This is a genomic window from Clostridium sp. (assembly GCF_017888565.1).
In the GTDB taxonomy this organism is placed as follows: Bacteria; Bacillota; Clostridia; order Clostridiales; family Clostridiaceae; genus Clostridium.
This window is the reverse complement of record NZ_JAGHFX010000056.1, coordinates 48,570-74,648: the sequence shown is the minus strand read 5'-3', so window position 1 is coordinate 74,648 and position 26,079 is coordinate 48,570. Positions and strand designations below refer to the sequence as shown.

General features: G+C 26.7%; 29 protein-coding genes and 1 tRNA gene. 6 read left to right on the top strand and 24 right to left on the bottom strand.

Translation table 11 applies throughout. The features are described from left to right. Nucleotides 1–246 precede the first annotated feature (246 nt). On the bottom strand, nucleotides 247–663 hold the full coding sequence (locus J7M87_RS10260) for an Ltp family lipoprotein (RefSeq protein WP_365845225.1): 417 nt from the start codon (nucleotides 661–663) through the stop codon (nucleotides 247–249). A gap of 459 nt (nucleotides 664–1,122) precedes the next feature. Here J7M87_RS10260 and J7M87_RS10255 point away from each other — a divergent pair. Continuing rightward, nucleotides 1,123–1,198 (top strand) — tRNA-Met (locus tag J7M87_RS10255). A 409-nt stretch (nucleotides 1,199–1,607) separates the two neighbouring features. Here J7M87_RS10255 and J7M87_RS10250 read toward each other — a convergent pair. The 9 genes from J7M87_RS10250 to J7M87_RS10210 form a co-directional block, all read right to left on the bottom strand. Beyond that, nucleotides 1,608–2,342, bottom strand: coding sequence for a glucose 1-dehydrogenase (locus J7M87_RS10250; protein ID WP_291650962.1), 735 nt, complete (start codon nucleotides 2,340–2,342; stop codon nucleotides 1,608–1,610). 345 nt (nucleotides 2,343–2,687) lie between these two features. Beyond that, complete coding sequence (locus tag J7M87_RS10245) at nucleotides 2,688–2,837, bottom strand: hypothetical protein (protein WP_291650961.1); 150 nt, start codon at nucleotides 2,835–2,837, stop codon at nucleotides 2,688–2,690. Nucleotides 2,838–3,208: 371 nt separating this feature from the next. After that, entirely contained in the window at nucleotides 3,209–3,604 is a 396-nt protein-coding gene (locus J7M87_RS10240) for a hypothetical protein (RefSeq protein ID WP_291650960.1), read from the bottom strand. A 693-nt stretch (nucleotides 3,605–4,297) separates the two neighbouring features. Further along, nucleotides 4,298–4,864, bottom strand: coding sequence for a DUF4269 domain-containing protein (locus tag J7M87_RS10235; protein ID WP_291650959.1), 567 nt, complete (start codon nucleotides 4,862–4,864; stop codon nucleotides 4,298–4,300). Nucleotides 4,865–5,010: 146 nt separating this feature from the next. Then, nucleotides 5,011–5,529 carry a GNAT family protein gene (locus tag J7M87_RS10230; RefSeq protein WP_291650958.1) on the bottom strand — a complete coding sequence of 173 codons (519 nt, stop codon included), beginning with the start codon at nucleotides 5,527–5,529 and terminating at the stop codon, nucleotides 5,011–5,013. 147 nt (nucleotides 5,530–5,676) lie between these two features. Then, nucleotides 5,677–7,227 carry a recombinase family protein gene (locus J7M87_RS10225; RefSeq protein ID WP_291650957.1) on the bottom strand — a complete coding sequence of 517 codons (1,551 nt, stop codon included), beginning with the start codon at nucleotides 7,225–7,227 and terminating at the stop codon, nucleotides 5,677–5,679. Continuing rightward, nucleotides 7,227–7,412 carry a hypothetical protein gene (locus J7M87_RS10220; RefSeq protein ID WP_291650956.1) on the bottom strand — a complete coding sequence of 62 codons (186 nt, stop codon included), beginning with the start codon at nucleotides 7,410–7,412 and terminating at the stop codon, nucleotides 7,227–7,229. Before J7M87_RS10220 ends, J7M87_RS10225 begins: the two co-directional genes overlap by 1 nt. Nucleotides 7,413–7,589: 177 nt before the next feature. Next, on the bottom strand, nucleotides 7,590–7,997 hold the full coding sequence (locus J7M87_RS10215; RefSeq protein ID WP_291650955.1) for a hypothetical protein: 408 nt from the start codon (nucleotides 7,995–7,997) through the stop codon (nucleotides 7,590–7,592). 381 nt (nucleotides 7,998–8,378) lie between these two features. Then, complete coding sequence (locus tag J7M87_RS10210; protein WP_291650954.1) at nucleotides 8,379–9,122, bottom strand: hypothetical protein; 744 nt, start codon at nucleotides 9,120–9,122, stop codon at nucleotides 8,379–8,381. Between the two features lie 160 nt (nucleotides 9,123–9,282). On the opposite strand from J7M87_RS10210, the gene J7M87_RS10205 reads away from it, so the two are divergent. Further along, nucleotides 9,283–9,573: a hypothetical protein gene (locus tag J7M87_RS10205; RefSeq protein ID WP_291650953.1), complete on the top strand. Its 291-nt coding sequence runs from the start codon at nucleotides 9,283–9,285 to the stop codon at nucleotides 9,571–9,573. Between the two features lie 136 nt (nucleotides 9,574–9,709). Here J7M87_RS10205 and J7M87_RS10200 read toward each other — a convergent pair whose 3' ends face one another. The 4 genes from J7M87_RS10200 to J7M87_RS10185 all read right to left on the bottom strand — a co-directional run bounded on the left by J7M87_RS10200 (nucleotide 9,710) and on the right by J7M87_RS10185 (nucleotide 12,599). Beyond that, nucleotides 9,710–9,937: a hypothetical protein gene (locus J7M87_RS10200; protein WP_291650952.1), complete on the bottom strand. Its 228-nt coding sequence runs from the start codon at nucleotides 9,935–9,937 to the stop codon at nucleotides 9,710–9,712. 225 nt (nucleotides 9,938–10,162) lie between these two features. Next, complete coding sequence (locus J7M87_RS10195; RefSeq protein ID WP_291650951.1) at nucleotides 10,163–10,393, bottom strand: hypothetical protein; 231 nt, start codon at nucleotides 10,391–10,393, stop codon at nucleotides 10,163–10,165. A gap of 192 nt (nucleotides 10,394–10,585) precedes the next feature. Further along, entirely contained in the window at nucleotides 10,586–10,834 is a 249-nt protein-coding gene (locus J7M87_RS10190) for a DUF2442 domain-containing protein (protein WP_291650950.1), read from the bottom strand. 271 nt (nucleotides 10,835–11,105) lie between these two features. Then, entirely contained in the window at nucleotides 11,106–12,599 is a 1,494-nt protein-coding gene (locus J7M87_RS10185) for a DEAD/DEAH box helicase family protein (RefSeq protein ID WP_291650949.1), read from the bottom strand. A 795-nt stretch (nucleotides 12,600–13,394) separates the two neighbouring features. Here J7M87_RS10185 and J7M87_RS10180 point away from each other — a divergent pair. The 4 genes from J7M87_RS10180 to J7M87_RS10165 all read left to right on the top strand — a co-directional run bounded on the left by J7M87_RS10180 (nucleotide 13,395) and on the right by J7M87_RS10165 (nucleotide 17,144). Continuing rightward, nucleotides 13,395–14,447 carry a phage major capsid protein gene (locus J7M87_RS10180; protein WP_291650948.1) on the top strand — a complete coding sequence of 351 codons (1,053 nt, stop codon included), beginning with the start codon at nucleotides 13,395–13,397 and terminating at the stop codon, nucleotides 14,445–14,447. Nucleotides 14,448–14,564: 117 nt separating this feature from the next. Then, nucleotides 14,565–15,821, top strand: coding sequence for a phage portal protein (locus J7M87_RS10175; RefSeq protein ID WP_291650947.1), 1,257 nt, complete (start codon nucleotides 14,565–14,567; stop codon nucleotides 15,819–15,821). Further along, entirely contained in the window at nucleotides 15,805–16,338 is a 534-nt protein-coding gene (locus J7M87_RS10170; RefSeq protein WP_291650946.1) for an HK97 family phage prohead protease, read from the top strand. Before J7M87_RS10175 ends, J7M87_RS10170 begins: the two co-directional genes overlap by 17 nt. A 662-nt stretch (nucleotides 16,339–17,000) precedes the next feature. Beyond that, nucleotides 17,001–17,144, top strand: coding sequence for a hypothetical protein (locus J7M87_RS10165; RefSeq protein ID WP_291650945.1), 144 nt, complete (start codon nucleotides 17,001–17,003; stop codon nucleotides 17,142–17,144). A 228-nt stretch (nucleotides 17,145–17,372) separates the two neighbouring features. Here J7M87_RS10165 and J7M87_RS10160 read toward each other — a convergent pair whose 3' ends face one another. From J7M87_RS10160 to J7M87_RS10115, 10 genes are all read right to left on the bottom strand, one after another. Further along, nucleotides 17,373–18,350 carry a hypothetical protein gene (locus J7M87_RS10160; RefSeq protein ID WP_291650944.1) on the bottom strand — a complete coding sequence of 326 codons (978 nt, stop codon included), beginning with the start codon at nucleotides 18,348–18,350 and terminating at the stop codon, nucleotides 17,373–17,375. Between the two features lie 216 nt (nucleotides 18,351–18,566). Beyond that, nucleotides 18,567–18,800, bottom strand: a complete 234-nt coding sequence (locus J7M87_RS10155; protein WP_291650943.1) for a hypothetical protein — start codon at nucleotides 18,798–18,800, stop codon at nucleotides 18,567–18,569. A 110-nt stretch (nucleotides 18,801–18,910) separates the two neighbouring features. Then, nucleotides 18,911–19,582, bottom strand: coding sequence for a hypothetical protein (locus tag J7M87_RS10150; RefSeq protein ID WP_291650942.1), 672 nt, complete (start codon nucleotides 19,580–19,582; stop codon nucleotides 18,911–18,913). A gap of 19 nt (nucleotides 19,583–19,601) precedes the next feature. Continuing rightward, nucleotides 19,602–20,048, bottom strand: coding sequence for an NUDIX domain-containing protein (locus tag J7M87_RS10145; RefSeq protein ID WP_291650941.1), 447 nt, complete (start codon nucleotides 20,046–20,048; stop codon nucleotides 19,602–19,604). Between the two features lie 184 nt (nucleotides 20,049–20,232). Further along, complete coding sequence (locus J7M87_RS10140; RefSeq protein ID WP_291650940.1) at nucleotides 20,233–21,195, bottom strand: DNA cytosine methyltransferase; 963 nt, start codon at nucleotides 21,193–21,195, stop codon at nucleotides 20,233–20,235. 104 nt (nucleotides 21,196–21,299) lie between these two features. Beyond that, nucleotides 21,300–21,827, bottom strand: coding sequence for a Bsp6I family type II restriction endonuclease (locus tag J7M87_RS10135; protein ID WP_291650939.1), 528 nt, complete (start codon nucleotides 21,825–21,827; stop codon nucleotides 21,300–21,302). A gap of 151 nt (nucleotides 21,828–21,978) precedes the next feature. After that, nucleotides 21,979–23,535, bottom strand: coding sequence for a ribosomal protection-like ABC-F family protein (gene abc-f / locus J7M87_RS10130; protein WP_291650938.1), 1,557 nt, complete (start codon nucleotides 23,533–23,535; stop codon nucleotides 21,979–21,981). Between the two features lie 158 nt (nucleotides 23,536–23,693). Further along, nucleotides 23,694–24,251, bottom strand: a complete 558-nt coding sequence (locus tag J7M87_RS10125) for a DUF3867 domain-containing protein (RefSeq protein ID WP_291650937.1) — start codon at nucleotides 24,249–24,251, stop codon at nucleotides 23,694–23,696. A 167-nt stretch (nucleotides 24,252–24,418) separates the two neighbouring features. Beyond that, entirely contained in the window at nucleotides 24,419–25,471 is a 1,053-nt protein-coding gene (locus tag J7M87_RS10120) for a spermidine/putrescine ABC transporter substrate-binding protein (protein ID WP_291650936.1), read from the bottom strand. A 194-nt stretch (nucleotides 25,472–25,665) separates the two neighbouring features. After that, nucleotides 25,666–25,914, bottom strand: coding sequence for a hypothetical protein (locus tag J7M87_RS10115; protein WP_291650935.1), 249 nt, complete (start codon nucleotides 25,912–25,914; stop codon nucleotides 25,666–25,668). Between the last annotated feature and the right edge of the window lie 165 nt (nucleotides 25,915–26,079).

The window sequence follows — 26,079 nt, the reverse complement described above, 5'->3', positions numbered from 1 at the left end:
CCATATGAAATCTTAACCCAATTTGCTTTTCCACATGAAAGCTTATTAATTATTTCAATTCTACTTATCATAGATTTTTTAATAAATCTCTTACATGATGTTTTTAATCAATCATTAATCTACATACTCAATAATGATTATTTCCACCTCTCTATTCAATTATAGAAAAAAAGAGTTAGCTGTTACACTAACCCCTACAAAATTTTACCACAGCAACTTTAGAGCCTATTATAAATATGACATATGCTACTGTAGATTATCTATAGCATATTGTGCTTCTTCTGCTGTAAACTTCTCTCCATACTCTGATGTTAACTGGTCATATATTCCAGATTTAGACATACTCATAGTATCACTATATGTTTTTGCTTTTCTCAATGCACTCTTATATTCTGCTGGAACTTTTTCTTCTACTGGAGCATCCTCTTTTGTGTTTTGGTTCTGAGTAATTTCCTGTCCTGCTACATCTGTTCCGCTATTCGTTTTAGTAGAATCGCCATTCCCTATCGCCCCCATTGCTCCAGCTATTACCAATAATACTATTACTATAAACCATAATCTTTTATATACTGGTTTTTTATTTTTAGCTCCACATCCTGGACAAGATTTAGCATTAGATGCTATATCTCTAGAGCAAGATTTACATTGTATCATTTTTGCCATTTAATAATTCCTCCTAGTTATATGTTTGCAGTTCTAAAAAAGAGTATAACAAATACTTCATATATAATCAAGTATGATCGTATATTATTTTGTCTATTAATGTAATTTAACATAAAATCACTTTGTGTTTTAATTGTGAATCCTGCTAAAAGCCTCTTTATTAATACTAAAACTTATTAATCATAAAATTATAGCACATTTTAAAATATATTTATTAAACTTGGTTTTATATAATACAATTTGGTTTTGAATAAGATTTTATTTATTATAACTCATTAGCTATGGTGTTAAATCTTAATTTAAATTTTTCTTATTTCATAGCATTTGGTATCATTTAACATGCTAAGCAACCTCTTATCACCATATGCCATAATATAATGTTATCTAGCTTTGACATTAACCTTTATTAATCATATACTAATAATACAAGTTGGTTAAGCCAATATGTAAACTTAATAACGCGGGATGGAGCAGTTGGCAGCTCGTTGGGCTCATAACCCAAAGGTCGTAGGTTCAAGTCCTGCTCCCGCAACCAAAACCTTACTCTTACTGTAAGGTTTTTTATTGTTTAAATATATTAAACATAAGAAAAATGGAGCTATAATGTTTATTACAAATCTTCCATAGGTTAGAATTAATTTAGACAAGCTTATTATGAATCCTAATTAATTAGAAATTATATATCACACCAACTTAACCCTATGGATTATAGACGTAACAACTGAGAAAATAAAGTAATGTAATAAATGCTCTAAAAAAAGCCCAGTGATTTAACACTAAGCTTTTCTTATCTATTTCTATAAACCTTTTATAACCATCTTAGTGATTAATAGTTTCTTATCTTATCTTTCAATTCATAATTTATAAATAAGTTTAAATGTGTACTTAATATATATTTATTATGATAAACAAATACATATTTCCTTAGATATCCTATAAATAATCTACATTGCAGTTAAACCACCATCTATAATGAATTCAGATCCTGTTGAATATCTTGATTCATCTGAAGCAAGATAAAGAACTAAATTTGAAACCTCTTCAGGCTTAGCCATTCTTCTCATTGGAATTTGTTTAGCAAAATTCTTAATTACTTCATATGATTCTCCTTCAGTAACCATTGGTGTTTCTATTACACCTGGATGTACTGAGTTAACTCTTATTCCAAATGGTGATAATTGAAGTGCTGCTGCCTTTGTCATTCCACGAACTGCAAACTTCGTATCTGTATAACCAATTGCTCCACCCACCATTCCATTCATAGATGAAATATTTATTATTGAAGCCGTTTCTGCTTTTTTCATAGAAGGAGCTAATGCCTTAATCCCAAGAAAAACAGACACTTGATTTATATCTACAATTTTTCTATATTCCTCTTCAGTCATTTCTAAAATAGATTTATTCATAGCTATACCAGCATTATTCACTAAAATATTAGCTGGTCCAAATATTTTATCAGTTTCTTGTACAACTTTATCCCAACCTGAAGCATCAGTAACATCATGTTTAATAAACTTTGCATTACTACCTAACTCTTGTTCTAATATTCTACCTTCTTCTTCATTTAAGTCTGTAAATACAACTTTTGCACCTTCACTTACAAATAATCTCACATGAGATGCCCCCATTCCACGTGCTCCGCCTGTAATAATAGCTACTTTATTTTTTAAACGTTCCATTCATAAATCCTCCTTAGTTAAATCTTTTAATTTATATTATCAATCAAATTATTATTAATAAATAATTATTATTATTGAGTTGTTAATATTATATTAGCAGTTATAAAATATATTAGCAAGTTAATTATTATTCAATAGTTGTATATTATTTATATAAATTTTACTCTATTAATCCACGTCATTATATTTGATATAAAGAAAAGGTTGTCTCACCAAATGATAGTGGGACAACCCATTAATATACATACAGCTTTAATTTTAATCCTTATTTGTAAATAGTATTTTACTAAGCTACTTATGCATACAAAATCTTAATAAATATCCATTTCCCTCTTCTATCATTATTTATATATCTCCTAATGATAAAAATGCAAATTTATCTTCTAATCTTTTATATTCTAGTTTAAAGCCTAAAATATCTATATAGAATTTCTTAGACTCTTCTATATTTATCACAGATAATTCTGGTATTAATTTATTAAACTCAATTTTCATTGCTCCTCTTTTACATTCCATAAGCTATAATTTCACATACTAACATAGCATATATATTATGATCTATTATTCAATATATTAGTTTTTAAGATTTAACAATTGCTATATGTCAATTACATCAAAAAAGAGTTAGAAGCTACACTAACTCTTTTAAAACTTTACTATAATATTTTACTTATCCATTTATCATATACAATTTCAAGTTAACTTATAAGTCTTTGTAATTATTATTTTCTTTGTCTTTCAGTAAATCAATTCTACCTATATTATCTTTACGAAACAAAGTATGTGTTAGTTTTATAACCTCTTATTTACCTTTAATCTCTTAATTTTTTATAATTTATATACCTTTTCTAAAACATAATATCATTTTAAAATATTTTACCTTTATAGTCGCCATCAATTTTATATATAACTACACCATACATATTTGAATATGCATTCTCACTGCCTTCTGGCGTTAGCATTAATTCAATACTTAACTCACAATTAGCCTCCTTAGTTAATAATATGCTTTTTTCTATTTTTAAAGGCTCTACATTAATATTCTTTCCATCAGTAACCTCAAGTTCTAATCTGGTAATCTCTAACTTTTTTTGTAATTTTGCTTTATCTTCAGCTGTAATAGGTATTAACTCACTATAATCATAATTATCACTTATTATCCTATTATCAATATTTTTTCCTGCAAAAAAGTCTTTTAATAATTGAACCGCAAAATCCACCTCTGAATAATCGCCTTTTTTATAATCAATTCCTTCTTCCACATCAACTATTACTGTATAATCTTCTAAATCAGCTACATTGCCTTTTACATTGGATGAACTATCCTTTGCTTTGCTATCTCCTATATCTTTATCATTATCCGATTTATTGTCCTTAGATTCATAATTTTCTGAATAATTATCTTCTACTTTACCCCTTGTTCCTTCTCTATTTTACCAAATGCTATTAAACTTGTTGATAAAATACAAATAGACATAATTAACAATAAAAATTTCTTTTTCATCATATTTCCTCCTTCTTCCTGTCAAGTTAATTATATTATTATGCGAATTTTGTATATACCTTTTACTATCTAACCAGTTTAATTAGTATTAAATTGGTTTATTGTTTTTGCTTTATTTCTCTATGCTAGCTATACTCTAATTATTTCTATTCACTTATTTATAAAAGTTTATATTAATTTATAACCCCCAAACTCCATTATACGTAAGTTATAAAATGTTAAAGGTTGTTACATAATATCAATAAAGCTCCAAACCTTAATATTATAAAGGCTTGGAGCTACTTTCTTATTAATGTCTATTAGGTTGTCATTAGACTATTTTTGTTGTCCCTTTATCCTAACTTTATGACAATCTAATAATAAAAAAATTAATCAAGATTGTACACAACTTTAAATATCATTCTACTCTTAATTTCTAATTCTCTATAAGTTATGCTCTTACTAATACTTATTATTTCTCTATAGTAATATCTAATAGCTCTCTTATTTCCTCATCATTTAACTTTTCAAATTTTAATAATTCATCGTATGGATTTCCTTGCAAGTTTAAAAGTTTAGCAAATGCTGGCTCAGTCTTATATCCATCTTTCTTTAACTGAATAATTTTTTGTCTCACTAATTCTTCACATAAACTTAAAATTCTATTTTCAATTATCATGTGTCTATATCCATTTTGATCTGTAGTTTTTATATTTTGTGCATATACTTCTATTTCAAAATTATGTATAAGAAAATTAACTGTTAAAATTTCATCATTTACTTTATTTATCTTAAATTCATTAAAATTTGAAAATTTATCTTTCATCAATATCTCAAATTCTTTTAAGTTATAAACTTCACATATAATATCTAAATCACTACTATCTATATCAATCCCTATAGGTATAGTTCCTACTAAAATGGGATTATACTTTTCAAGAGTATTAAATATATGTGTACTATTTAATAATTTGAAAACCATTTGTTGTTTCATGTTTCCAATCTTCAAATAATCAAGGTTTGTAAAACCTTCCTTCATATAATTACACCACACTTTCTATATATCGAAAAGAGTTAGTGAAATACTAACTCTTTTTTTGGAACTACTATATGATTTTCAGCGTCTATCCATCATACCTTTATGACAACCCAAAACTATTCAAACTTGTACCAACTCTCAATCATCTAGTCCAATACTACTTCATAAATAACACTATCATTCCATTTCCCATTTACATATATACACTTATTGTATATTCCAACCTTTCTAAATCCACTAAATTCTAATACTTTTTGAGATGCTATGTTTTCTATAGCTGTCCCAGCCTCTATTCTATGAAGTTTGTGAATATTCAAAGCTTCTCCTAAAATAAGTTCTACTGCCTTCTTTCCATAACCTTTTCCATTATGAGCTTTCGCTATTCTATACCCCAACTCAGCCTTATTCATATTTCCCCTAATAATCTCCACTAGATTTATTCTTCCTACAATCTCGTCATTATTATCCTTTATTAAATACATGTAATGTATTCCCTGTTCTTGCTCTTTAATTAACTCCTTTAGTATTTCTTTAAAGTTATCTTCTTCATAATATTTATCTCCTCTAGATATGCAACTCTCCTCGAAAAAACTTCTATTATCAATTTCAAACTTCAATAAATCATATCTGTCTTTTTCATTAATAGGAATTATTCTTATACTCATATTATCAATTATCCTTTCATACCTAATTATATTTACTTAAGTATAGCAAAAAAGAGTTAGCAGTAACACTAACTCTTGTAAAATTTTACTATACCAATTTTAGCGTCCACCTTTTACACCTTAACGACAACCGACTAATTAAAAAAATTAATCAAGATTGTATGTTGTCTTAAAGCTATTCTTACTTTCTATTAATATACTATTAACCCTATCTAACCACTCTGCTCTCGTTAATTCCTTATTGCTAGATATTTTTAATTCCTCTTTTAATTTGTTTATTTTATTATTAGTATCTCTTCTAAATTTATCTTGATCAAAGTTTTTAGATTTACTATCAACTATATCGCTTTCTAATCTATTTATTTGACTTTCTAATTCTTTTATTTTCTTTTCTACAACCTTTTGCATAGTTTCTGATGAAGATATAAAAGTATCAATAAGTTTTTCTAATTTTCCTTTTAATACTTCTAATTTATTTTCCTTATCCCTAAGATTGAATACTTCCCCATTATTCATATTTTCTAATTGAGATTGTAGCTGAACTATTTTTACTTGTATTTGAAGCTGAATATTTTTATAGTAAACCTTTCTCTGTTCCTCTATATATTTATCTAGCATTCCTACTGTAATATTTTCAACATTACAATAATCTTTACCATATTTCTTTTTATTACCACATATAAGATAATGTTGACTTTGTGGCTTATCTGCCACTTTTGTAGTAACACATCTTATATAATTTGCGCCACAACTACATTTGATTTTACCCCTAGTATCATATATTCTTGCATTTTGACCTTTATTTCCAGCCTTACACCTATTAGCTAATGACTGTTGTACTTTTTCCCACAATTCTTCTGATACTATTGGCTCAATCCTATCTGATTTTTGAACTATCCAATCTTCTTTCTTAACATATTTGACTTTACTTTCAGTAAATAAGTTAACACTATTAAATTTATTTCTAACATTATATCCTTTATATTTTGGATTAACTATTAAAGTTTTAATGGTACTATCAGTCCAAAGCATACCTTTTTTAGTTCTATATCCTTTTTCATTAACTATTTTTGCAGTTTTCTTCAATCCATTAGTTAATGAAGTTTCAAATATAAATCTAACAACTTTTGCTTCTTCTTCATTAATAATTAAAGAATTGGTTTCTCTTTTAAAATCCCATCCAAAGATACTATTATTTCTTATTCTATTTTGTATAATTGATGTTTGATTTCCTCTTTTTGTTCTCTTTGAAGTTTCAGCAACCTCATTTTCGGCCATTGCAAAGAACATTTGAAGCAATATCATATCACTAGGATTGTTACTATCTTTTTGAACATCTAAAAATTTTACATTTACCTTTTTATAATCCCATAAAATTCTTAAAATATCTATTATAGCAATATTACGTGCAAATCTACTTGTATTTAAAACAACTATTTCTTTAACTAAAGGATCTCTTGTTTGGTCTACTTCGAATGTTAATCTTCCATCTTTAAGTTTTTTCTCGTTTAACCCACAATCAAATAGTAATTGTTTAAAGCCTTTTCTATTAAAACTTGTACCCGTTCCTGTATCAGCATACATAGTTATATTACTATTTTTAAACTGATCCTGCAGTAAAATCCTTTGTTGCTCTAATGACTTTTGTTGATCCTCTTTATCTGTTGAAACTCTTATATAACAAGCTATATTATTCATTATGCTACCTCACTTAACTCTATAATTCTCAAAATTTGATTAAGAATATTAAGTTGATATACATCTTGAATAATATTTTTTAATTTATTGATAGTTAATATGACATTAGTATAACTTGTTTCTTCTATTATTAAAATACCTTCATTGTAAACTCTTATTAAATTGTTCTCCCTTTTTATTTCCACTCTATTCTCCTCCAAAAAATTAATTTTGAAGCTTTCTAGCTAAAAATCTTCTCATTTCTATTATATAAATTTGATTATTAAAGTTCACTTTTGACTATTAAGAAATTTATTCCATAGTAAAAAGGCTAGTACATTTTAATACTAACCTTGATTTACTTCATAAATTAAATTATACTTTTAATAATCACTTGGATATGTTGTTTTCAAATAATCCAAGAGAGCATCTACATATTGAGAGGGATTACTTCCATCATTTGTGTCTAGTGGTATAGTGTGAATGACTGGAGTAGCTTTCTCTTTTGTTTTTATGCCAAATTTTCGTTGTACATATATGTATTTCTTTTCTTCTAAAGATATCATTAATTTTCTTAAAGTAGGTCTAGTTATACCTAACTCCTTACAAATTATAGCTTGATTCTGAAAACACTTATCGCCAAATCCCCTAAGGTAAATATAAAATGCTTTCTCTTGTAAGTTTAGTTTACTTTCTCTCATAAACTTATTTGTTACTGGCGTATAAAATGTATCTTTAGTATAGTCTTTCTTTTTCTTATGTCTTTCTTCTTCTAAGTCATATAGTAACATTTTTTCACTTCCTTTCAATTATATTAATCATTATGTCGTGCTTTATCTAAGTTGTAAGCATTTTTTTATACCTTGGAAAATATTTTTCATACCTGATAAATATTTTTTCATAGGTATGAATTAAATCTTCGTAGGTATGAAAGAAAGTTTCAAAATAAAAATATAACATTAAAAATACAATATTAAAAATATAAAACTATAATTACAAAGTAAAAGCATAGCCCCTATTTCATTTCTATTTAAACAAAAAAGAACTTAGATTATTCTAAATTCAAAGGCTTTTAAATTTATTAGTACACCTTATATATAAATAAAATCATAATTTTATTCTATAAAAAAAGAAGTAGTGTTAACTACTTCACAAATTGAAATTCATTAATATTATTTCTTTATATCTCGGTATTCATGTATAACACCATTAATATCAAATTCATCAATATTATCAAATAATTTAGGTGTTCCATATCCACCAAACTGTGGGAATATTCGAATTGCTCCCTCATCTTCATAAAACACATTATCTGAGCTTTTATAAAATGCTACTTTGATTAGTAATCTCTCAATTTGAAATGTAATTAGATACCTTATCACATTAGGATTAAAAGGTATATCTTTATCCTTTATAAGTAAGCCCCCAGGAGTTTGTCTCCATTCTATTTTAGACTCACTTTTACAAAAAGCTAAATCTATAAATACACCTTCTGGAATACCTCCAGAATAGAGATCAGAATAGTGATCATCAGGGACGAGTTGTCTATAATTAGTAGCATTATTTAAAAGAATAGCATTCTTAAAAGCCCATTTTGCAACAGTATCATGATGCCCTTCAAGAAATTTTAATTCACTTTCAATCTCATTCATCTTCATAAGATTAATAATATGATTTTGACATCCCCCCTCCAATTGACTCATCCAACCATTATTACACTTCTCACATACTAGTCCATTTACTAATTTTGAAAAAGGATGCTTTCTATTAGATACTGGCTTGCCAATAACACTTGAGTGACTCATTGTAACATTATCATCATATATATCAAGTTCTTTCAATAGCCACTGAGCAAAAATATGTTCTCTGCTTAATTTCGTTCCATCGCAAAAAATGCATTTTCTCTTTTCTGCCATATTATCCTCCAATTTATTAAATCGTAATTTTATATTTAAAATCACTCTGGTATAAGAAATCCCACCCATCACCATGTTAATATAATTATTATTTGTTTTATTATACCATACATTAAATATGATATAATTATATAAAATACAATTATTGGGAGGATTTAATATGGGCGGTATTAAAAATTTATACACTCAGCAACTTACTGGATATCATGAATCAGAAAATGGAATAGACTATAATGGAAAAGTATATAAAGATTATGAAGATAATAATGGTTATACAAATTATACTCTAATTGATTGTCCTATTTGTGGTAAGAAAATACTAAAGATTTATGAAAAGGATACAACTCCTGGTTTTAAAGATTCTACTACAGCAATTAAAGATAAAATGTGTGATTGTGATTTAAAGGCATACTATAAAGAAAATGATCCATATACATATGTATGGTGTTAATTTAATCCAAATCTTATTTTAAATATAAGCATAGGCATTTATACGCATTTTATTTTAAAATATGATACAGATTGTTGTGGCTCTGTATATGATAAAAAATAAGGTAGATCAATTCTACCTTATTTAAATTACTATGTTACATGTCTAATTTTGATTTCAAAACATTAATCCCTAAATCAGAAGTAAAATAATTAGTTTTTCTACTTATACCACTATTCGATTCAATGTATTTAGTTTCTCTTCTAATAAAATTCACAAGTGGTTTTCCATAGAGATCAATTATTTCATTATCAATTAAAAGATAATGAAATTCCTTCTTTTTTAATCCTAAATACTTTCTAAGTACATCTAAATTTTTATTCATTATTTGCACCTCTATTATCATATATTACTGCTATATTTATATTATATAATTGTTATTCCTATAGTACACTTTCCAAAGTCTAAAACTTTATTTTTTCTCTATTTTCTATAGTAAATATATGATATAATTACGTAAAGCAAGGGCGAGCACCAACTCGACAAATTTTATAAAAATATAGATTTACAAGTTGAGAACTAATGACTGCGAATCATTAGTTCTCTTTTATTACATATTTAACATTTCATTCCAGAAGTCATCTTCCTTTCCTACTTGTTCATTTTTCTCATTGGAATTTGATTTGATTTTTACTGTAATAGTAACTTCTTCTTCTTTATTAAAAACTTTTCTTATTGTCTCTCTTTTGTTACCTTTAATTAAATCAATCTCTATATCAATAGTAAAACTATTTTCACCACTATAGTATTTAATAACTTCTTCTATTTCTTTTTTTATCACTTTATTTCACCTTATCCTTTGTTTTACTTAATATCTATATTATCTTTCTTTAAATTTAAAACTATACCTTTAAAAACATCTGCTATTTCTATTTTTCAAATAGTTACTTCTTTTCACATTAATATTTAAGTATTTTAGCTAAAAGCATTGTTTATCATAAATTTAAATAAAAAAAATAAGAGTAGTTATTAACTACTCTATCCTCTCACCAAAATTAGCAACTCCATCTGCATGCATATCTACAAAATCATCCCAACTTATTCCCCATCCGCCAGGAGATAACTCAGCTTTGTAAAAATACTCTTCATTTAAAAGTTGTTTGTATTCTGGTCTTTCAGGTACCATTTCTCTAATATCATAACGATATCTTTCTCTATTTTCAAACGTCCCTATTATATAAGGAAAATGTAATTCCATTTTTATCATAGACATATGGTCCATTCCAATCACCTCTTACTAAATATTATACATCAACCTCGCCAGAACAAGCCATATCTGATTTTTTTATTCTTTAATTAGATTTATACTATCTATCTATTAAAACTTGAATATAAGCTTATTATTTACTAAGATAGCATTCTCAATTGTATTATTTAAAATTAAGTTGATTATTTTTTGTAAATTAAGTTATATATATCTTAAAATGCTCCAAATTAGTGGAATCTATATTATATATATTAAACCCACTAATTTGGAGCGTAAATTTTGAATTTTAAGATATCTTTTTTAATAACCAGTATTGTTTATTTCTCATTAGTCCACTAGATTCTTTATTACTATCTAATACATATGGAATCTTATTATCTTCAAAATATCCATTAATAGTTTTTAATCCTAATTTTTTAGTGCCATTTTTTGCACGAAGTCCAAACTTTTCAGCTATTACATTAATTAGTATTTGCTGATCTTCTTTAAATATTTTCTTACCGATATAATTATCTATTATATCAGCTTTAATATATTCTTGTCTTTTTAACTCTTCATAGTCAACATAAGCAATATTAGGATAATATTTTTTTAGCATAGCTTCAAATCCGTATTCTAACATTTCATTGTAACAATCAAGTTGATATTGCATATTTGCTAAATTAGTTGTATGTATATCAAGTTTAGTATACTCTTGCCCACTTAATGAATCTATAACAGTGTCTAAATAGAAGGCCTTCATACTTTTACCTATTACATCTATTCCATATTCTTTTACAAATTCTATTTCTCCAAGTCTTTCAAATTCATCATAATAAAATAATTGTTTTTCTAAGGATTTTACTTTATACATAATTTGTCTCGGAGTTACTCTCTTATAAAAAACATTTACCTTACCATCTCTAACTCTTGCTGGAGCTTGAACAAATTTATCTAATTCCGAAATTCCATCTATAATTATTGTTTTAACTTTATCATCAAATATTTCTGCTCCTTCGGTCATTAAAGACGTAGTGTTTAATACTGAACAATAAAATTTTTGGTTATTGACTATTAAATCATATTCTTCTGAATCTGCTTTATTGTCTGAATGAAGCATTTGAGAAGGACAAGTTAACATGCTATCAAATTCAGCTAATTTCTCTTTATTATTATGAAATATTAGAACCTTCTCTTTCTTCTTAACCCTTTCCTCAACAACACTTAAAGCCGTTTCTCTCTCTTCATATCTTAATAAACTTTCAACATTATTATTATAATAATCAGCTTCTTTTAGAACTTCTATTTTACTATCAAATGGTAAATAAAATAAGCTTTCATAAGTCCCAGTCATTAATATTTTAACAGCATTTTCATTATTATTTAACCAATCAAACGACAATATTGTCTTGCTATTAATAGAACTATCTTTAGTAAAATAATGAGCTTCATCAGCAACTATATACTCAAATTGATTAAGCCACTCATAATCTTTTCTTTTTATTCTATTCTCTAGTTGTTGATATGTAATTAATTCAAACATTCCCCCTTGAAATCTTCTTATACATTCCCATTTATATTCTTCTAAATATCTATTTTGTTGATCTCTATTTATTTTTCTATGTGATAATATTAAAGTTTTCTTATTATTATCCAATGTATATGGTAGTAATATATTTCTACACCAATAATTTTTACCACTCCCCATTTCAGAACCAATTAAATAATTTTTCCCTTTTTCTAATGTCTTCACTATATCAACACTGATTACATCACTTACATATTTTTTTAGTTTATTCATCATAATTTCTCCTTTGCGCTTTAAATCTTCATCATATTTATGATTATATATTTAAAAATCACAAAGTACACTCAGACCCCTTAAATTAAAGGTTTAGCTATTATATATATACTAAGTTCTTTATATTATATATTGTAAGGGTTGCCTATATTGCCCTTGCGCTTGCGAAATTATATTATATTAGATTAGATTATTTTTTAGTTGTTTATCAGTTAAGAATAATTAAGTTTAGTATCATTTTGCATCACATAAGAACGATATTTAATCAAAGTTAAAGTAGCAATACTTCTTCATTAATTGTTACTTAAATATTGTTTAATAACTTTCTTACGTTAATTCTTTTAAAATAAGTTTAATAATTTAAACACTTTCAATTATTTTAAACTAAATATTTTTTTTCCTTATAAAGCGGTCTTAATTAGATCGCTTTATTTTTTTATGCCTAAACTTTGACATATGATGTCAATTAAATAATAATAACTAAATTAATAAAGGAGCTGAATAATTATGAAAGTAAATTCGGGCTACTTAGTAGAAACGCTATTAAAATATTATGGAACCAAAAATCTATCATATGCAATTAATAACATTGCCTACGAATTAGAATATAGTTCTCGTTCTATTAGAAGATTACTTTTTGAAAACATTTATAGTAAAGATTTATTGATTTCCGTATCAATATTTCTAAAATTAGACCCAAGCAAAATATTTATTAAATAAGAATTTATATGAGTTAACCAAATTTAGGTTAACTCTTTTTTTATACCCTAAATTAACTAAAGGAGAAATTTAATCATGAAAAGACTTTTAGAAAAAAAGAATTTACTAATACAAGAGCTTGATTCAATGCTTGAAGATTGCCAAAGAGAAGTTAGATCACTTACATCGGAAGAAAATGCAGTTTATGAGGCTAAAGAAAATGAATTAAGAACTTTAAATGAAACTATAAAAAAATTACAAAACAAAGGAGAACTAGAAATGGAAAAACAAATTGAAGTAAGAAATTATGAAGAAGAATTAAGAGCTATAACAACATCTACACATAGTAATACAGTACCAGAAGGATTAGCTTCTGATATAGTTAGAAAATTAGAAGAAAAATCTCAAGTTGTAGCAGAAGCTAATAAAGTAACTTATACAGGTGATTATGCAGTATTGCAAGAAGGTGCCCCATTAATGGCTGAAGTATTAGGAGAAACTGAAGATGCTCAACCAAAAGATTTATCTAACTTTACAAAAGTTGTATTAAAAGATAAAAGAATATCTGTAGTTACTACTGTGTCAAAGAATGTATTACACAATTCCCCTATAGTTGGTATTAATTATATATCAGAAAAGGTATCACAAGCTGTTGCCAATAAGCTTGAACACGAAGCCTTTGTTGCTGATGGTACAGAGAAGCATTTAACTAAAGGTTTAATAACTGGTGGAAAATTAATAAATGGAAATGTTACTTTAGAAAACATGATGGAAGTCTTAACTGATATGAATCCAATATATTTAAATGGTTCAAAATGGTTCGTAAATAGAGAAACTTTTAAAGAATTATCTAAAATGATGAACGCTAATAAACAACCATACTTAGCTTTAGATGTTGCTAATCAAACTCCAGTATATAAATTCTTAGGTTTACCTGTTGTTATAACTGATTCCGTTGATTGTGTAGTATTAGCTAATGTAGGACAAGCATTAACATTAAAACTATCTCAAAACTCACAAATACAAGTGTTAAATGAATTATATGCTACTACTGGCCAAATAGGATTTATATGCGATTTCTATGGAGATATGGCTGTAACAAATCCAGATGCTGTAAGAGTATTAAAAGCCGCTTCGAAATCTAAGTAGGCTTTATTTTTTTATCTTTTTTAATAATTTGAAAACATAATAATATAAAATTTCGAGGTGCATAACTGAATATAGGTTGTGTACCTCCTTTTTTTACTTTAAGGAGAGAGATTAATAATGAGATTTTTAAATATATTTAATAATAAAGAATCAGTAGAAGAGCGATCATATAATGCTACTATTGAGTCTTTATTTTCAAATAGAGTTTTTATTAATGAAGGTAATGTTTTAAAAATACCAGTGGTAGCTGAATCTATACAAAAAATATGTGGAACAGTAGCTTCACTTCCAATAGATCTTATGTTAAAAGATCAATTCAAAAATACAATAATAAATGATGATATAAGATTATACTTGTTAAATATAGAAAATAATGAGTATCAAACTGCTTATAACTATAAGCACAGAGTAGTTAGTGATCTGGTACTCTATGGTAAAAGTTACTCATTCATCGAGAGAAAAAGTGGAAAAATTAAATCTCTATGGCCAATAGACTTTAAGAGTGTTACGGAGCAAGATATTATTAATGCACATGGAACTATAGAAGCAAAATATATTAATTTTACACTTAACAACAGAGTATTAAAGGAAAATGCTTATAATCTATTGATTATAGATTCTGGTAATAAGGGAATTTTAAACTCAAATAAGTTACTTGAATTAATGCAACAACATGATGAAGCTTTAGAAGCAGCTCTTAAAAATATTAGTTTACCTAGTGGCTATTTAAAAGCAGAAGGAAGATTGACACAAACTACTATTGATAGAATGCGTGAAAGTTGGAAAAATCTATATTCTGGTTCACGTAATGCTGCCAAAACAATAATACTCGAGGAAGGTTTAGATTATAAATCTTTAGATATTAATCTAAATAATATTCAAAGCATTGAAAATAAAAAAGAATTTGTTGCAGATGTACAAAGATTGTTTAATCTATATGATCTTAAATCAGATTCTGAATATCTTAAATACTGTATATCCCCTATAGTTAGCTGTATAGAAAGTTCACTAACTACTCAATTATTAACTAGCGAAGAAAAATCTAAAAATATGATGTTTAAATTTGATTGTGAAATGGTAGATAGAGCAACAGAAAAAGAAAGAATAGAATCTATTGCATTAGCAGTTGATAAAGGGTTATTAACGATCAACGAAGCAAGATTAAGACTCGATGAAAACGCTTTTTTATTAGACTCAGAAGAAGAATTTTTATCAATTTCTCAAGGAAAGATAATGTTAATGAAAGATTCTAGATTAGTAATTCCAAATATGGCTTCAGCTATCAATATTGAAAATGGACAGGTTATATCTGGATCACAACAAGAGCAAATTGACGAAAATAAGGGGGACGCTGATGATGGAAAAACAGTTTAATAAATTGGAACTTAGAGAGATTGAAAATGGCTCTCTTTCTATTGTTTGCAGAGTGAATAATTATGGCCTGTCAAAGGAATTACGTGGACGTAATGGCAAGTTTAGAGAACAAATACCTAGAGACGTATTCCAAAAAGCCTTAGAAGCCAATCCTGACGTGAAATTTTACTATAATCATAAGCCATATTTTGAATTAGCGGAAAAAATAGAATTACGAGCCGAAGAAGATGGCGTGTATTTATATGCTACTCTTAAAGAATCAGAAAAAGGACTATATGAAGCCATAAAAGATGGTGCTATTCAAGGTATGAGCTTTGGATTTAGGGCTTTAAAAGATAAGTTTGAATCAGTAGGTAACTTTGTGAAAAGGACTATTTTAGATATGGAATTATTTGAAGTATCTATATTAGATAAAGAGCCTGCATATATGGGAACTATGGCAGAAGTAAGAGAGTTAGATATTCCAGTAAATATGGACTTACTACATAAACGACTAAAGCTTTATAAACTGATGTAATATCATATGTATACTCAAATAAGCCCATATCTCACATATAAAGCTTATATCCTATATATGCATACATTTATATATTTAATACAGATATAAGCTTTATATGTGGTTGTGGTACCCATATGGGTATACATAGATATATAACAATGATAACTATAGTTAATCTATTCTTTGTTTACTTTGTATAGATAATAAATATTAATTATAATAGTTGAATCTAATTTATTTTGTTATTTGATTTATTTTATCTGATATATTTCTTTAGCTTAAGTAGAGTACTAATTTAATTTAACAATTAATTTATTATATGTTTATTACAATTTATATAGATTATATTATGATTTTACTACTCTACTATTTAGCTATTATTTTGTATCTATTCATACCAATATTATGATAACTATTTGAATGATATTTTATATAAAATTATTCTAGGAATATGATTAGAATTGTTGTTATTAATAAAATAAACTGAAAAATTCAAATAAAATTATAAAAATCATCTTAGAGTAGTCCTTGGTAATAGTTTTATTATATCCCCCCTTATAAATAACACTAAAATATAGGGAGGAGATCTAGAACAGGTGGGGTTCCGATTATTACGAATGTCCCGATTGACTTTTTTGACTTCAAGTTTTGTCCCCCTATTAATATGAAAGGAGAATAATATGTATATTACACCTAAAATCGAAAAAATACTATCTGAATTTAATTATTATTCGTGGATTAATAAACCATTGACTAAAGGCGATAAACTTTTATTAAGTAAAGAATTAAATATTCCTAGTTATAATGATGAACCTTGTAAATAGACCACTTTAAAGTCATATCTCGAAGAACTTAACTTCAAAATAATAGATACAAAGCGCTTAATAAATGGAACCCAAATACGCGTAAGCATAATAGTAGATTTAGAAATGGTTACATAGAAACATGTAACCTTTCCTACCTATTTGCTTTATTCACTTGTATTAAAATTTAGAAAATATTGATTCCATTAACATCTTCATTGTCTAATAGAACTTATTACTTATACTATATCAATCTATATATTCAAGTTCTCCATTTTTCACTTCCATTACTTTTATTTTATCAGCTCGTACATATTTATTAGGTAAAAGTGAACCTAATTTTTCTGAATCATAGAAATATATCGAAATAAACCATTGTATAAATATCATATTATCAAAAACTCGTTGTGGTATCTTTTTTTCTATATAATCATCATAATCATATCCACTATTTAATATACATTTGCTATATGATCTAAATGAACCAATGTAATCTATTGGCGCAAATGTTTCCATATCAGAAAGTTTTGATGTATATTCTATAATATAACACCTTCTATTCTCCTTTAACCAATCATTACATAACATATATCCAGTTGAAGAATAATCATATATCTTTGAATAAATATTATCCAATGTATCTAATATTTCTGGGCATCTGTTAATCGTAGAATATCTCTCCATACCTTCAAGGGTAGCATTTATAAAACATTCAACGGTTGCTCCATATTTATATAGTTTTAATGCTAGATGTTCTATTTTTTTTCTCAAATCACATTTTGAATATCCAGTACATTTAACACTTCTATTCATAAAACACTCGTCACAAGAATCTCCATATGCTAATATAGGATATATCTTATTATCAACCCTTATATATTTTCGATCAACGTCTACCCAAATTCTATGTTTAGTCAAAAATTCAGAAAGTGGAGTATCTAACTGTAGCATTCTCTTTAAATCTAGTAATCCCTTTTCTTTAAAATTTTTCACTCCTGTTTCTGTTGTAGTAGTCATATGCCTACACACAATTTTAACCTTTGAACTATCATATAAATTCAAATTAATTCCTAAATCAGCTATAATAATATCAGCTGTTAATCTATCTATATCAATACATTTAAAATAATTATCTACCTCTTTTATATTTAAATTGAAATATTCACAAAAGCTTCTCAACCATACCTTATGATTATCATTAAAAAAGTCAAAATTAGTTATTCCCATATTTTCATCCCCCCCTAATTGCAATCTGCATGTATACTATATATTCTTTTTTATTCACATAGTTAACTGCTACATATCATTTAAATTATTAATTAATTATAACATATTTTGTAAATACTACATTGTTTAATTTAGATAGAACGTTTTTAATTATTTACCTCATCAAATTTACAAATTACAAATAATATATTACTAAATAAAAAAAGTAGCGTTTAACTACTCTTTTAAAATCTCTTTTCTAGCATACATTTCATTTATAATTTCACTAACCTTTGGACCTATTTCATGTCTTAATCTAGATTCTTCTAATATTCCATCAATACCACCAGATCCACTAACTATATCGCCTATACTAAATAACCATTCCTCTGGAAAAATAAATGATAATAATACCTTTATATCCTGTTTTGATAACTGTCCTATTCTTTGTAAACTTTGAATTTTACTCATTTTAATTACCTCCGTTTTTCCTTTTGTTTTATGATTTATATTTATATTATATAAAGCTACTTTCAAAGGTACACGCATAAAGTAAAAGTTTTAAAAATGAACTTCAAAATTTATTTCACTATTTTATCCTTAAATAATTCTTTAAAGATACTGCAATAAACATATACATCTCCACTATCTTCTGCTAATCTATATCTTGTAGATTCAGGCATTTGTGACCATTCTGATGTATTTATAAGATCCTCCATCCCTTTTCCCCTTAATATTTCTTCTGGAGATATCTCTTTAATATCTATCTTTATTTTATCTATTTCATTATCTAATGTAATATCGTGATTTGAATATAAATGATTAAATGCTACTTTTAAAATCAAATTATATAAAATTGGAGATATGATATTATATAATTTCTCACAAGTTGAATACTCAGTTATTGGATATACTACACCTGGATCATCTTCAAATATTAAACTATATCTAATTAAATTTGCATGTGCGAACTTATTTCTATACCCCCTTATTCCATTTTCCTTATCATTTAAAAAATTGCTTTCTATTTTTGTCAAATATCCTTCTTTTTCAAGTTTTTCAATTGAGCTATAAAAATTTATGTCATAGTTATCTACTTTACTTTTAAATACCATTTCTGTTATGTTAAATAAATTTATTAAAGCACTATGTGGATTTACTTCATCTGAAATTATATCGCAAAACCCCAATAAATCACCATAATATTTTGAGTACTGCCACAAATAATCTATAACCTCTCCCTTTGAATACATTGCCAATCCCCCCTACTTTTTATTTACATAATTTATTCAACGCGTCTAGTGCCATTTGCTTTACATGAGGTTTTATCTCATTACTAGTTTCTATATCATTTTTTGATAACCAATGAAATTCCTTACTCTCTCCGATAATTGGTTTTAATATATCACAATTAGAAGTTGCAAAATATATAAAATCTATATTTTCTACTTCATGCCCTATATTTTCTAACAATACATGCATTGGTCTATGTAATTGTTTCACTCTACCTAACTCTAAATATTTGTCCTCATTATATAGTATCACATCTAATCCTGACTCTTCCTTAACCTCTCTTATAGCTGTTTCATGAGGTACTTCATCTACTTCCATATGACCACCTAATGGAAATAGAGTATTATACTTTTTATGTCTATGCAACAATACCTTATTTTTATATACTACATAAACTGAAGATGTAAGTGTTTTATCTAAGTTCAATTTTATTTCCCCTTTCCAACCTTAAAAACTTTAATTATATTTACATTATATAGCTTTTTAAATCATGAAAGTTTATCTTAATAGAAAAAAGCTTGCGTTTTCACAAGCCTTAACTCCACTAACATATAACTTTATATCCATTATGTATTTAGCAATATAATTTTACATTATTTGCTATAATATTTTACTTAGTTTCATTCATTGCATTTATCATATTTTTTGCAATTCTTTCTATCACTGTTACTGTTACACTATTTCCTGCTTGTTTATATAATTGTCCATTCGCAACACCTTCTGGCAATTTATAATCCCTAGGAAAACCTTGTAACATAAAACATTCCTTTGGGGTTAACTTTCTTATCCCAAAATCATCTATTATCAACGGAACATTATGTCCACCAGTCCCCATATTTGCTGTTAATGTAGGGCATACATTTTTTTTATTCTCCCTAACATAAACTCTACGAAGTTGATATACTGTCTCTTTACTATTCATTGCTTCTTTTAACATCGGATAATACTTACTATTTTCATAATAATACTTTTGTTCCTTTTTTTCATTAGGCTTTGTTATATCTTCAATCTTTGTAGTTAATGCTATTGGTTCAGGAAAGTAAAATTTATCACACTGTTCTTTATCTTTAAAACCAACAACATATATACGTTCTCTATTTTGAGGTACATTTCCATATTCCATACTATTCAAAACTTGGTATCTAAAATAATACCCTGCATCTTCTAATGCTTCTGTTATAACCTTAAAAGTATTTCCCTTATCATGACCAACAAGATTTTTTACATTCTCTAATAAAAATGCTTTTGGTTGCTTAGCTTTTATTATTCTTAATGCTTCAAAAAATAAATGTCCTGACCTTTCATCCTCAAAGCCTTTTTGATATCCAGCAATTGAAAAACTTGTACAAGGGAATCCAAATATAACCATATCCGCATCAGGAATATCATCTGTTTTAACTTCTTCTATCGGTGCCTCTGTTATTCCATGTTTAAAATTTGCTCCATAAGTTTTACAAGCGTTTTTATCTATATCATTTGCAAATACTATGTCCACTCCATTTTTCATGAATCCTAAACAAATTCCACCAACTCCTGCAAATAAAGATATTGCTGTATAATTTTTATTATTCATTTATTGTCCTCCTAAAAACTTTATATTTATATATTAGCAGCACGCCGCAAATAAGTAAAGGGAAATATGTGAGAACAATCACCACACATATCCCCCTTTACTTATTAATTTGTTATTAACTCTATTACTTCTACAACCTTTTGCTTTAAATCCACTATTGCATATGGCCTTATATCAAAAGGTTTTATATATTTATCTATAATACAAAATCTTGGTCTTCTATTATCAGCTTGTTGCTCTTCAAAAGTTTCATTTACATTCACTTTAACATCCTTTAAGTCGTCAATAGGTATATTATACAAATACATTTTATCCTCTGATTGATTTAATCTAACAAAATGTAGTTCTGAAAAATGACTTCTTGGCCCAAAACTTGTTAAATCTCTATCCCAATTGCTTGTTGCTTTAACTTGTATTTGATTATTATTATTAGGATCAACTGCATCTTCTGACCCTTCACCTAAACTTAATAAAAATCCATTTACATAGCAACATACTGGTTCTGTTATTGCTTCTGGAAGATTAACTCCTCTTGAATAATTTTCTTTTATTCCACTATTTAAGGACTTCCAACTAAAATATAAGTCACAAACCTTATTAAAACGTTCTTGTGATATCTTCTCTAAACTCATAAATTTTTATGTATGGTAGATTGTCCATTATTAGTATATCATAAATATCCTTCTCAAAGTTATATCAAAATTTCTTTTTTATATTTATGTAAAAAAACAGCTTAAACATTACTGTTTAAGCTATTTCTATTAACTATCAATTAGGTTGTCGTTATATTATTTTTGTTGTCCAATCCTCACAGTTCCATATCTCAGTCACAACATCTCTATAAAACTCAGGTTCGTGTGATACAAGTAAAATTGAACCTTTATATTCTTTTAATGCTCTTTTCAATTCATCTTTTGCATCTACATCTAAATGGTTTGTAGGCTCATCTAGGATTAGTATGTTAGTTTCTGTATTTAATATCTTACATAATCTAACCTTTGCAGCTTCTCCACCTGATAATACCATTATTTTTGATTCTAATTGTTTTGTTGTTAATCCACATTTAGCAAGGGCATCTCTTATTTCGTATTGTGTTTTGCTTGGGAACTCTTGCCACACTTCTTCTATACATGTGTTTGTATTTCCACTTCTATCTTCTTGCTCAAAGTAACCTATATGTTGGTAATCTCCTAAATGAACTTCTCCACTTAAAGGTTGCACTTTTCCAAGCAAGCTTTTTAATAATGTAGATTTACCCAGTCCATTTGCTCCTACTAAAGCTATTTTTTGTCCTCTTTCCATATAAAGATTTAATGGCTTTGTAAGAGGTGAATCATACCCTATTACTAAATCTTTAGTTTCAAATATAATTTTTCCTGATGTTCTTGCTACTTTAAAGTTGAATTCTGGTTTTGGTTTTTCTTTTGAAAGTTCTATTACTTCCATTTTATCAAGTTTCTTTTGTCTTGATTTAGCCATATTAGCAGTCGCAACATTTGCTTTATTTCTTGCAACGAAATCTTCTAGTCTAGCTATTTCTTTTTGTTGCTTCTCATATGCTGCTTCTAATCTCTTTTTATTTTCATCATATAGTCTCTTAAACTCATAATAGTCACCAACATATCTTGTTAGTTTTCTTTCTTCAACATGATAAATTAAGTTAACTACTGAATTTAAAAATGGTATATCGTGAGATATTAATATAAATGCATTTTCATAGTTGTTTAAATATCTCTTTAACCATTCTATATGCTCTTCATCTAAATAGTTAGTAGGTTCGTCTAGAAGTAATATATCTGGATTTTGAAGTAATAGCTTTCCAAGTAAGATTTTAGTTCTTTGTCCACCTGATAAATCATCAACATCTTTATCTAAGCCTAAATCTAAAAGTCCAAGACCTTTTGCTACTTCCTCTACCTTTGCATCTATTATGTAAAATCCATTATGATCTAGTAAATCTTGAATTACTGCTGTTCTTTCAAGCATCTTTTCTAGTTCTTCTGGAGTACAGTCTCCCATTTTTTCATAAAGAGAATTCATTTCTGTTTCTAAATCAAATAAGTATTTAAATGCATCTCTTAGAGCATCTCTTATGCTTTGTCCTTTCACTAAAACTGCATGTTGATCCATATATCCAACTCTAACGTTATTTGACCAAATAACCTTTCCTTCATCAGGCATAAGTTTATCTGTAACTATATTCATAAATGTTGATTTTCCTTCACCATTAGCTCCAATTAAACCAACGTGCTCCCCCTTTAATAATCTAAAGGATACATCTTCAAAAATAGCTCTATCTCCAAAGCCATGACTCATATCTTTAACTGTTAAAACGCTCATTAATTATCCTCCTGGTTATTAAGTCTATTTTAAAATTAATAATTTTCACTTCTTCATTTTCAATTAATATATTACACAAAAATAAGGTATGACTATAATCACACCTTATTTATTATAAACTATAATTCTACAAAATAAATAGATTTTTTTTAACAATTTTAGTATTCGTATTCTTTTACGTCTTCACAAATAGATATTTTCAATGTATTATCATCAATAACCTTTTTATATGAGCATAAAAAATCATTTAATTCTAAATCATTTAGATCAATTTTACCTGAACTTTTTAAAATAACATTTTCTCCTTCTGTTAATATTCCTACATTATTTTTATCATTTTTTATAATATAATTATTAACAGTTGTTACTTTAATCCTGTCCTTATATTTTTCTTGGAAACTCATTGTTTTTCTTACTTTTTCAATATCTCCTGAACCTGGAATAACATTGTTAAGTCCTAGTGACTTTAATTGATCTTCTATAGCTGAAGCATCAAATCCATATCTCTCCATTAACTTAGTCTGCATTTTTAGAAACTTATCTTGTGATATATTATTTTCTTCCATATACTCCATCATCTTTTTTGTGAAGTCTGCCATATTTAATTTCCCAGAAGACATATCATAATATAAGGAATATATATATGATTCAAATTTATCTATATCTTTATCATTTACTTTATTTTTTAGCTCATTAAAATCTATAATCTTATCCATAATATACTCAACTCCTATAACTTTAATGGATGTTACTAATATTATACTATTACTATAAACTTTATTCTATTGACTTAATACAATATTAATATTTTTTTAAGAACACTTTTTAATATTACATTTTATTTCTATAATTAAATTCAATTTATATAATCCATAAAATCTACTTACTTTGCAGCTTTAACTGCATTCCAAACATCTTCATATAATCTTAATTTTTCTTGTGGTAAATATTTATAAACCTCGCATCTTTCCATAATTTCTTTAGGCATATATGCACCCTCATTATTTTTAACTTCTTCTGGCTGCTCTTCCATAGCTAATTTATTTGGAGTAGTATATCCTATTTCTTCAGCTATTTTATATGCATTATCCTTGCCACTTACAAAATTTATAAACTCTTCTGCAGTTTCCTTATCATTTGCATTAGCTGGAATTGCCCATGAATCTAACCAGTAGTTTGCTCCTTCTTTTGGAATTACATATTCTAAGTTTTCATTTTCATCAGCTAAAGTTAAACCTTCTCCTGACCATATCATTGCAATTGAAGCTTCCCCTGAAGTCATTAAATCTTTAACTTCATCAGCACCATATTTTAATACCAATGGCTTTTGTTCTATTAATAAATTCTTAGCTTCTTCAAGCTCTTTTTCATTTGTTGTATTTAATGAATAACCAAGCTTTTTAAGAGCCATTCCTATAGCATCTCTTTGAGCATCTAAAACAAATATTTGCTTCTTATATTTTTCATTCCACATTATGTCCCAACTATCGACTGGTTCAGTAACTAAATCTTTATTATATATTATACCAATTGTTCCATTCATATATGGAACTGTATAATCATTATTAGGATCATAAGGTTGTCCCATATCACTTTCATTCATTTCCTTTAGGTTTGGAATCTTTTCTTTATCAATTTTTTGAAGTAATCCTTCTTGAATCATTCTATCAGCCATATAATCTGCTACTAAAACAGCATCCCACTTCGTTTTTCCTGAAGCTACTTCAATATACATTGTTTCCATATCATCAAAAGTCTTATAATTAACTTTTACATTATACTTTTCTTCAAATTCTTCTAATATACCTTCTGCTATATTTTCTCCATAATTTAATACATTTATAGTTTTTCTATCACTTTTTTGACATCCTGCAAATAAAGCAAAAACAAAAATCATACTGCATATTAATGCAGAAATTTTTATAGATTTTCTCATTTAGATTTCTTCCTTTCATTTTCAAATAGTTATTATTTTGCAATAATAATTATAAAGGTAATTTAAGTATTTGCAAGTTAAAAATATCCAAGTAGTAATGTATATTATATCACCATCATATTAATACTCTTATCTTTTTATTTTAGCTAAAAAAGTATTAACTACTTAAAAGGTAGCTAATACTTTAGGAAGAACTATATTTCAATCAATTTTGCTGTTACTCCATGTAATTCATTTAATTCTTCTTTTAAATTATTTATTTCTTCTTTTTCATCATGAATTAAATTTAAGATTATAAGACCTGAATTTGCACAAGAAGTTTTGCTTGCCTCATGTAATCCTAATCTAGTTTGAATTATACATCCATACTTTGTTAATATTTCTTGAACTGTAGGTGCAATAGATACCCTAGGTTCTATTTTTATTGCCATAATAGTAAACATATTTATCCCTCCGTTGACTTTATCACTTTCTATATTATCCCATTTAGCCTTCACTTATTCATAAACTACTAAATTATATAAGTTGTTATAGGGTTTTAACATTTAACTTAAAACTATAATTATTTTTTGATATTTAAATAAATTTTTATTACATATTGAAATAAG